This window comes from bacterium, assembly GCA_035529855.1.
Lineage (GTDB): Bacteria > RBG-13-66-14 > B26-G2 > WVWN01 > WVWN01 > WVWN01.
Genome location: DATKVX010000089.1, coordinates 1 through 9,137 on the forward strand (window position 1 = coordinate 1; position 9,137 = coordinate 9,137).

Consider the following 9,137-nt stretch of genomic DNA (forward strand, 5'->3'; position numbering starts at 1 on the left):
AACGATACGTTTTTCAGATATTCCTCTTCCTCGAGCCCGAGCGCAAGGATTTCGTGCGCGCGGCGCGGCCGCTTTTTTATTCGAATTCGGTCGCGACTACCTCGTTGGGTCGCGGCTTGCGGCGGTGCCGCCAGCCCTCGACGATGGAGAAGACGACGGGCACAACGAGGAGGGTGAGCAAGGTGGAGGTTATCAGGCCGCCGATGACCGCGACCGCCATACCCTGGCGGAACTCGCCGCCCTCGCCCCGGCCCAGCGCCGTGGGCAGCATCCCCATAATCATGGCCGCGGTGGTCATGAGGATGGGCCGCATCCGGACGGGGCCGGCGACGAGCAGGGCTTCCTTGATGGATTTACCCTTGTCGATCTGCTGCAGCGTATAGTCCACGAGCAGGATGGCGTTCTTGTTGACGAGGCCCATGAGGAGGATGAGCCCCACCATCGTCATCATGTCGAAGGTCGTGCCGAGGATGAAGATCGCGATAAGCGCGCCGACGACCGCGAGCGGCAGCGCCAGCATAATGGTGAAGGGGTGGGTGAACGAGTTGAACTGCGCCGCCAGCACGATGTAGATGAAGACGACGGCGATGGCGAGCGCCGTGAACATGTTGCCGAACATCGTTCGCTGCATTTCGGTCATGTGGCCCACGGAGTACTCGTACCCGGTAGGAGGCGGGTGGTCGCCGACGTATGTGTTCATCTCCCGCTGGATGTCGCTGTCGGCGGCGCCCAGCGCGCTTCCGGTCCATATCGATATCGTGCGTTGGCGGTTGGTATGTTGGATTTGGGTCGGGCCCACGTCGCGTTCGAAGTCGACCAGCATCGCCAGCGGGACGACGTCGTCGTCGAAGTTTTTCAGGTAGAGGCCCTCCACGTCCGCGAGGTCCCGGATTTCCCGCCGCGGGATCATAACGCGGACGTCGTACTCCTCGCCGCCCTCGGCGTACTTGGTGGCGACCGTTCCCTCCACCAGGCCGCGGACGCTCATCGCGACCGAGGCCACCGGTATCCCCATCTCGGCGCACATCGCCCGGTCCGGGACGAGGCGGGTCTCGGGTCGACCCCGCTCGTAGCTCATGCCGGCGTCGCGCGTCGAGCCCAGGGTCTTCAAGTAGGCGACCATCTTATCGGCCTCGGCCTCCATCACGTCCAGGTCCGTGCCGGAGATATCGACCGAGGTCGGCTGCTGGCCGAAAGTGCCGCCTCCGCCCATCCCCGGTAACTTGAACGTAACCTTGGCCCGGGAGTACGAGGCGAACGCCCGGCGCAACTCTTCTTGCAGCTCGTAGTTGCTCTTGTCGCGCTCGCGGATGGGCTTGAGCTTGGCGGTGATCGTCGCCCGGTTGGGTATCTCGTCGACGCCGATGTCGGCGAAGGTGACGTCGACGGCTTCGTGGGCGGCGAGGCGTCGTTCGACGTCTTCGGCCACGCTCTCGGTATAGACCAGCGAGGAGTCGAGCGGCGTCGTTACGTAGGCGTAGAGGTACCCCTGGTCCCACGCCGGCATGAATTGGGTGCTGATGAAGCGGACGAGGAACAGGCTGCCGACGAAGACGGCGACGGCGACGACGAGCGTTATGGCCCGGCGCTCGAGCGCGAGCCGGAGGAAGCCGCGGTAGCCGTCCGCCAGCCGGTCGAACTGACGGTTGAGCGGCGCAAACAGCCGCTCGAACCGGTTCTTTTTCGTGGGGTCCGGGCTGCCGATCATAAGCTTCGCCGAGAGCATGGGCGCCATGGTAAGCGCGTCCCACAGCGAGTACATGACGGCGAAGACGACCACCAGGCCGAACTGGCGGAAGAACCGGCCGACGATGTCGCCCATGTACGCCACCGGGACGAAAACGGCGCAAATGGTGAACGTCGTGGCCATGATGGCCAGGCCCACTTCCGCGGTCCCGAAGGAGGCCGACTTTTCGAGCGACATCCCCTCTTCCCAGTGGCGGTAGATGTTCTCGCGTACGACGATGGCGTCGTCGATGAGGATGCCGACGGCGAGGGCCAGCGCCATCAGCGTGAGCATGTTGAGGGTGAAGCCCACGGCGTACATGAGGATGAAGGTGAAGAGGATGGAGGTGGGGATGGCCAGCGCCGAGATGAGCGTAGTGCGGATGTTGCCCAGGAAGATGAGTATCACCAGGACGGCGAAGATGGCGCCCAGGTACAGCGCCTCGCCGGTGTCGGCGATGGCGTTTTTGATAAAGTCGGCGTCGTTGTAGGCGATATTGAGCTCGACGCCCTCGGGGAGGGTCTTCTTTATTCTCTCCAGCCGCTTGATCGTCTCGTCGCACACCTCGACGGTGTTCGCGCCGGAGGCTTTTCCCACGCTCACGGTTACGGCGTCTTTGCCGTTGAGCTTGGGGATGGTCTTAATCTCTTTATCGCCGTCGACGTCGACGGTGGCGACGTCGCGGAGGAAGAAGGGCGCGCCTTTCTTCCAGGCCACGACGACGTTCTCGATGTCTTCCTGCGACCGGAACTTGCCCGCGACGCGGAGCTTCTCCTCCCGCGGCCCGGCCTGCATGGGGCCGGCGGGCACTTCCAGGTTGGCGGCCGCGAGCGCCCCCGTCACGTCGTCCAGCGAGATCCCGTAGCCGGCGAGCGCCGCCGGCTCGAGCTCCACTTTGACCTCGCGCTCCAGGCCGCCCTCGACGTCCACTTCCGCTACGCCCGCGATCTTCTCGATCTGAGGTTTGATGACGTCGTCGGCGAGGCGGCGCAGCTCCTCGGGGGTCGCTTTGCCGCCCACCGCGAACGTGATGACCGGCTCGGCTCCCCAGTCTACGCGCGCCACGACCGGCTTCTCGATGTCGAGGGGCAGGTCGGGGATGGTTTTCTCCACCTCCGTGCGCACGTCGGCCTCGGCCGCGCGCGGGTCCGTCTCCAGCTCGAACTCGAGGATTATGAGGGAGTACCCTTCGTTGGAATAGGAGTAGAGGTTCTTCAGGCCGCTGATGGCGCTCAGGCGGTCCTCTATCTTATCGGTGATGTCGAGTTCGACTTCGCTCGCGCTCGCGCCGGGCCATACGACCGTCGTAACGACGTACGGGAAGTCGACATCGGGCATGATGTCGACGCCCAGGCGGTTGTAGGACACGATGCCGAGGACCAGAACCGCGAGGACCTGCATCGTGATGAAAACCGGCCTGCGTATCGAGAAATCAGGTAACTTCATAATATAATCGCGGCCCCGTCCGGCCGCGGCCGAGGTTATTTATGAGGTTGGTAGGGTACTTTCTTGAGGATTTTTACGCCGTCGTCGAGGTCGCCGTTGGCGTAGACGATTACTTCCTCGTCGGCGCCGAGGCCGGAGACGACCTCCACGGCGTCCTCGCGCGCGAGGCCCAACTCGACGAGCCGCCGTCGGACGATGCCGCCCTCCGCCACGTAGACGGCCGTGCCCTCCGGCTCTCGGCGTAAGGCCTGGGGCGGGACGAGGAGGGCGTCGTCGCTCCGGGCGACCGGTATCTCCACCTGCGCGAACATGCCGGCGCGCAGCGCCGTTACCTTATTCGTAGGTTTGATCTCCACCTTCGCGAGGTGGGAATCCGGGGAGAGCGAACGCGGCAAGTTCACGATCTCGCCTTCGACGTATTCCCCCTCGTAGCCTCGGGCGTGGATCTTCACCGGCTGGTCGCGGCTCATCACCGCCAACGTCTCGGCCGGGACCTCCGTCTCGAGCTTGACCGATTCCGGCTTGACGACTACGGCCAGCGGCGTGGACGGCGAAACCATGTCGCCGACGCTGACCATGACGTCCGCAACTTCGCCGTTTAGGGGAGAGTACGCGTAGTAGTATCGGAATTTCATGCCGGGTTGGTCGTAGTCGATAACCGCTACCGTAGCGCCGGCGCCGACGCGCGCGCCCACCTTCGCGGGAACCGAGACCACTTTGCCCGGGATCTTGGAGAAAACCGTTGCCTCTTCCGTCGAGACGACGGTCCCCAAATACATTTTGGTTTCCTCTATCGTACCGACCTCGGGCCGGGTGACCTCGACGGCGACGGCGACTTCCCGGCGCTGCGAAAACTCCTCTTGCTGTTCACGCTTTTTGGCGGCCCGCGCCAAGGCCAGTACGACGACGATGACGAGCACGGCCGCGGTCACGCCAATTACTATCCATTTTCTCATATTTACCTGCTCGTATTTGAACTCCTGAGTTCAATTTTTGACTAATTGGTTTATTTTAGCAAAAATCCCCGCGCGGGTCAAGAAAAATCGGGAAAACGTACGTTTCCCCTTTTTTCGGCCCTCCCCGTATGTTATAAAAGCTCCACCGACGCAGGGGAGGCCGACGTGAATTCCACCGTTTCCAGTTTGTATTACGCCGAATTCCCGACCTCGTGGGGCGTCTTCCGGGCCGCGGGGAGCGCGGGCGGCATAACCGCCGTGGGCCTGCCCGGCGGCGACGGCCGCCGCTTCTTCTCCTATATTAAAAAGAAATACCCGGCGTTCCTGCTCCTCGAGCGGGGCACGCCCGAGATGGAACAAGGCCGCGCCGAAATCGAAGAGTACCTCGCCGGCGAGCGGCGCGAGTTCGCCGTGCCGTTCCACATCCGCGTGACGCCGTTCCAGTTCAAGGTCCTGGAGGCGGTGAGCGCGATTCCGTACGGCGCGACGGCGACGTACCGCGAAATCGCCGAGCGGCTCGGCTCGCCGAGCGCGGCCCGGGCCGTGGGCGCGGCCTGCGCCGCCAACCCCATCCCGCTGGTAATCCCCTGCCACCGGGTAGTCGGCTCCTCCGGCCTCGGCGGATATGCCGGGGGGTCGGAACTCAAGCGTAAGCTTCTCGCGCTCGAGGCCGCGGCCCGTTAGATAATACGCTATTAACCGTACAAAGGTTACGTTAACAACGAGAGGGTGAGGTTGAATGAAACGTTTCACGTTCGTCGTTTCGTTAGCGTTTGTCGTCGCGGCTGGGGTTTCCGCCGCCCGCGAGGACTTTAACTTCGTCATCCTGGGCGACCGGACCGGCGACCACGTCCCCGGCGTCTACGGCGAGCTCGTCGACGAGGTGAACCTGCTGGGGCCCGACCTCGTCGTTACCGTGGGCGACCAGATCGAGGGCTACAGCGAGGACGTTCCAACGCTCGAGGCGCAATGGGACGAATACTGGGAAATCGCCGGCAAGCTGGAGGCGCCGTTCTACGTCTGCCCCGGCAACCACGATATATACAACGACGTTATGCTGGAGGTTTGGGAGGAGCGCACGAAGCGGGACCCCTGTTACTCGTTCGATTACGAGGGCGTGCACTTCGTAACGCTCGATACCGGCCGGTGGGGGACGAGCGAGGAGTGGCTTGAGGAGAGCGGCTACCGCGAGTGGCTGGAGAAGGACCTCGCCAAACACAAGAAGGACCGCCTGACCGTCGTTCTCCACCACATCCCGTACTGGTACGAAACGCTGGCGGACGGCGAGCCGGACCCGCTGCACGATATTTTTAAAGAGTACGGCGTTGACGCCGTCTTCAACGGCCACTACCACCTTTACGCCGCGGCCGAGTACGACGGCATCCCGTACACCATCGTGGGCTCGAGCGGCGGCGGCATAGAGGAAGAGGCCGAATACCCCGGCGCCTTCTTCCAGTACGTGTGGTGCACGGTGCGGGGCGACGAGCTCGAGTGGACGGTGTTGAAGAAGGGCTCGGCGGCGCCGGCCGATACGGTATTGGTCGCGGACCTCAAGACCATCGACAAGTTCGAGACCGAGTACTTGCGGGTACCGTCGTTCCTTTTCGCCGAGGGCGATAAAGAGGCGACTTTTACGATTTTAATCGAGAACGGCACGGCCGACGCCATCGCGACGCCGGTGACGTGGGAGGTCCCCGACAACTGGACGCTCGAGCCGGTGAGTCGGGAGGTAACGCTCGCGCCCGGCGATTCCGCCGAGCTCGAGTTCGTCGCGACGTTGGCGGGCGAGCTCTACCCGCTGCCCGAGGTGACGGTGGCCTATCCCTACCGGGGCGAGTTGGTGCACGAATTTAAAACCGGCCTGCCGGCGTGCCGGACGCAACCCGTAAAGGCGGTTACGTCAGGGCCGACGGTAGACGGCGAGCTGGGCGACGCGTGTTGGCTCGAGGCCGCGACCGCGGCCTACTTCTGCGCCCCCGACGGCACCGTTTGCACGATAGACCCGACGACGTTCTACTTCGGCTACGACGACGAGAACCTCTACGTCGCCGCGCGGTGCGAACAGGAAGATATGGAAGCGCTGGTAGTGAACGCCGCCGAGCGCGACGCGATGGTGCCGTCCGACGACTGCGTCGGTTTCTTCTTCCTCCCCGACCCGGCCGAGAACGTCTTCTACCAGCTCTACGTCAACGCCGACGGCGTGATATACGATATTGCGTACACGTTCGAGGAACCGATGGAGCTGGACACCGAGGGTGTGGAGGCGTGGAACGCGGATTGCGAGGTGGCCACGGCTCGAGGCTCCGGCTACTGGACGTTCGAGGCCGCGATTCCCGTCGCGACGCTGGGCGCGGACGGCGTCGTCGCCGGCGACGAGTGGCGGGCGAACTTCCGCCGCAAGGAGCAGGCCAAGGGGAGCTCCGCGGACTGGCAGTACCCCATCGGCTTCGACCCCCGGCGCTTCGGGTATATGGCGTTCGAGTGAAGTTAGCGTAAATTATTTAAAGGCGGCTCAATAGAGCCGCCTTTTATATTGGCGGGCGATTTACAATACTAAATAAATAATATATAAATAAGTACTTGACAAACGGGGCGGGGAGATAAATTATATTAGCGGAGGTTATAAGTACTTGACCCCGGCATTCAGATTTTATTAGGAAGAGGGCGAAACGATCGCGTGGGATAATGTTCGCGACGGCGGCGGCGACGGCTCGAGCAACCCGGCCGCGGCCGCGGCCCCGGCCTTGAGGCTCGCGCAGAACGCGCCCAATCCGGCTTCTTCCTCGACGACGATTCGCTTAGAGTTGTCCTCGAAAGAGGCGACGCGAGCCGAGCTTATCATCTACGACATCAGCGGCCGCAGGATACGGACCTTCGACGTACCGGTACGCGACGGCGTGGCGGAGGTGGCGTGGGACCTTACGTCGAGCGCGGGAGGCCGCGTTCCGCCGGGCGTATACATCTACCGCGTCCGCGCCGGTAATGTAACCGCGGCCAATAAGTGCGTAATCCACTAAGCGTAACAGAATACCCGCCCCCGCCGGAGGCGGGGGCGGGTTAACCCTAAAAAAGCTATGGTCAAAGTTAAGACGTACGCCAGGGTAGTAATATTTTTAGGTTTACTCGCGACGGCCGTAAGCTGCGAAGACGTGCCGACGTCGACGCTGCCCGGGCCGTACGTGCCGCCGCCGGTGAAGGGGGAGGACGGCCGGCGGTTGTTATGGGAACCCCGGGGGGTGGAGCCGCAGTGCTACGAGCCTTCTTTTTCGCCGGACGGGACCAAGGTGGTCGTGAGTTACCGTTACGGCTTTTTCGCTCGAGCGGCGGAGCTCGCGATACTGGATTTGACTACCGGGAAGATAAACGTTATCGTGGAGGGCAATTGCGCCAGGTGGCCTTCTTGGTCCCCTACTGGCGAGTGGATCGCGTATAATAGTGAACGGGAATCGGCCCCTTATATCTGGTTGTGCCGGCCCGACGGCTCGGAAAACCGCCGTCTCGATTATAAATGGGCCCGTACGGCGCGTTGGGGGCCGGAGGGGGATAAAATTTACTTCGCCCACGCTTATAAATCGGGGGGGAAAATGTACGGCGTGTATTACGACCTCGACGAGGAGAAGTTGCTTATTTTGTATCACGACCCGTTTCTCGATGTGGGCCCGCCTTTGGCGTCGCCCGGGGGGGGGAAATTGGCGTTTTACCTCTTCGACAATTTAAAGCATTATAAGGACATTAACCTCGCGCTCATCAACGCGGACGGGACCGGGCTCGAGGTGATATGGCCCGCGGGTATCGAGAGGTATTGGGCCGCGGCGCTGGCCTGGTCCCCCGACGGGAAGTACATCCTTATGGGTTACGGCTATCCCCGTAGCGGCGTCGGCGAGTTGGGAACGTACGAGCTTAAGACCGGCATATTCCGCCCCCTTACGATGTGTCCGCCGAGGTTGGAATACGAGAAAATACGGTACGCTTCTTGGGGGCCGAACGGCGACATACTATTCGGTAACCACAAGGGCCGGCTCTTTTTAATAAGGGCGCCGGAGTAGAATGTGGCGGCGGGTGGCGGCGTATTGGCTCGGCCTCGTAGTTATCGGCGGCCTGGTAAGCTGCGAAGATGAGCCAGCGTCTACGCTACCGGGGCCGTACGTGCCGCCGCCGGTTAAGGGCGACGACGGCCGGCGGTTGTTATGGGAACCCCGGGGGGTGGAGCCGCAGTGCTACGAGCCTTCCTTCTCGCCGGACGGCACCAAGGTAGTCGTAAGTTACCGGTTCGGCATTTTCGCCCGGGCCGCGGACCTCGCGATACTGGATTTGACGACGGGGAAGATAAAGGTTATAGTGGAGGGCAACTGCGCGAAGAGGCCGACGTGGTCCCCCACCGGCGAGTGGGTCGCGTATATGAGTGACCGTGAATCGGCGCGCTATATCTGGTTGTGCCGGCCCGACGGCTCGGAGCACCACCGGCTCGAGTTTAAGAACGCGTTTACGCCCCGATGGGGCCCGAACGGCGATAAAGTTTATTTTTCTTACGCTTATGAACCTAGGAAGGGATACGGCGTGTATTACGACCTCAACGAGGGGAAGTTGGGCGTTTTATACCGCGACCCGCTTCTTAAAGTGGGGCCGCCGCTGCCGTCGCCAGGGGGCGAAAAAATCGCGTTTTACCTCTTCGACAATTTAAAGCATTATAAGGACATTAACCTTGCGCTCATCAACGTGAACGGAACCGGGTTCGAGGTCATATGGCCCGCGGGTATCGAGAGATTTTGGGCGGGGGCTTTGGCCTGGTCACCCGGCGGGAAGTACATCCTTATGGGTTACGGCTACCCGCGCAGCGGCGTCGGCGAGTTGGGGACGTACGAGCTAAAGACCGGGATATTCCGGCCGCTCACGATGTGTCCGCCGAGGTTGGAATACGAAAAAATACGGTACGCGTCGTGGGGCCCGAACGGGGATATCGTATTTGATAACCACAAGGGCCGGCTCTTTTTGATAAAGGCGCCGGAGTA

7 protein-coding genes are annotated in these 9,137 nt (G+C 62.3%); 5 read left to right on the plus strand and 2 right to left on the minus strand.

Translation table 11 applies throughout. The features are described 5' to 3' along the window. Nucleotides 1–76 precede the first annotated feature (76 nt). A complete protein-coding gene (locus VMX79_09690) occupies nt 77–3,172 on the minus strand; it encodes an efflux RND transporter permease subunit (protein ID HUV87372.1) in 3,096 nt (1,031 codons plus the stop codon). Between the two features lie 35 nt (nt 3,173–3,207). Beyond that, complete coding sequence (locus VMX79_09695; protein ID HUV87373.1) at nt 3,208–4,128, minus strand: efflux RND transporter periplasmic adaptor subunit; 921 nt, start codon at nt 4,126–4,128, stop codon at nt 3,208–3,210. 165 nt (nt 4,129–4,293) lie between these two features. On the opposite strand from VMX79_09695, the gene VMX79_09700 reads away from it, so the two are divergent. The 5 genes from VMX79_09700 to VMX79_09720 all read left to right on the plus strand — a co-directional run. Next, nucleotides 4,294–4,812: a methylated-DNA--[protein]-cysteine S-methyltransferase gene (locus VMX79_09700; protein ID HUV87374.1), complete on the plus strand. Its 519-nt coding sequence runs from the start codon at nt 4,294–4,296 to the stop codon at nt 4,810–4,812. A 55-nt stretch (nt 4,813–4,867) separates the two neighbouring features. Further along, nucleotides 4,868–6,613 (plus strand): metallophosphoesterase, encoded by a 1,746-nt coding sequence (locus tag VMX79_09705; protein HUV87375.1) that lies wholly within the window; start codon nt 4,868–4,870, stop codon nt 6,611–6,613. Nucleotides 6,614–6,872: 259 nt separating this feature from the next. Beyond that, nucleotides 6,873–7,145 carry a T9SS type A sorting domain-containing protein gene (locus VMX79_09710; GenBank protein HUV87376.1) on the plus strand — a complete coding sequence of 91 codons (273 nt, stop codon included), beginning with the start codon at nt 6,873–6,875 and terminating at the stop codon, nt 7,143–7,145. 57 nt (nt 7,146–7,202) lie between these two features. Continuing rightward, the gene (locus VMX79_09715; protein ID HUV87377.1) at nt 7,203–8,174 is read left to right on the plus strand and encodes a hypothetical protein; all 972 of its coding nucleotides are present in this window, start codon (nt 7,203–7,205) and stop codon (nt 8,172–8,174) included. A 1-nt stretch (nt 8,175) separates the two neighbouring features. After that, on the plus strand, nt 8,176–9,137 hold a 962-nt coding region (locus VMX79_09720), incomplete at its 3' end, for a hypothetical protein (protein HUV87378.1).

What these genes read in the sequence shown, in the direction of transcription:
- VMX79_09690 (HUV87372.1), bottom strand. Translation starts at nt 3,172, where the DNA reads ATGAAGTTACCTGATTTCTCGATACGCAGGCCGGTTTTCATCACGATG.
- VMX79_09695 (HUV87373.1), bottom strand. Translation starts at nt 4,128, where the DNA reads ATGAGAAAATGGATAGTAATTGGCGTGACCGCGGCCGTGCTCGTCATC.
- VMX79_09705 (HUV87375.1), top strand. Translation starts at nt 4,868, where the DNA reads ATGAAACGTTTCACGTTCGTCGTTTCGTTAGCGTTTGTCGTCGCGGCT.
- VMX79_09715 (HUV87377.1), top strand. Translation starts at nt 7,203, where the DNA reads ATGGTCAAAGTTAAGACGTACGCCAGGGTAGTAATATTTTTAGGTTTA.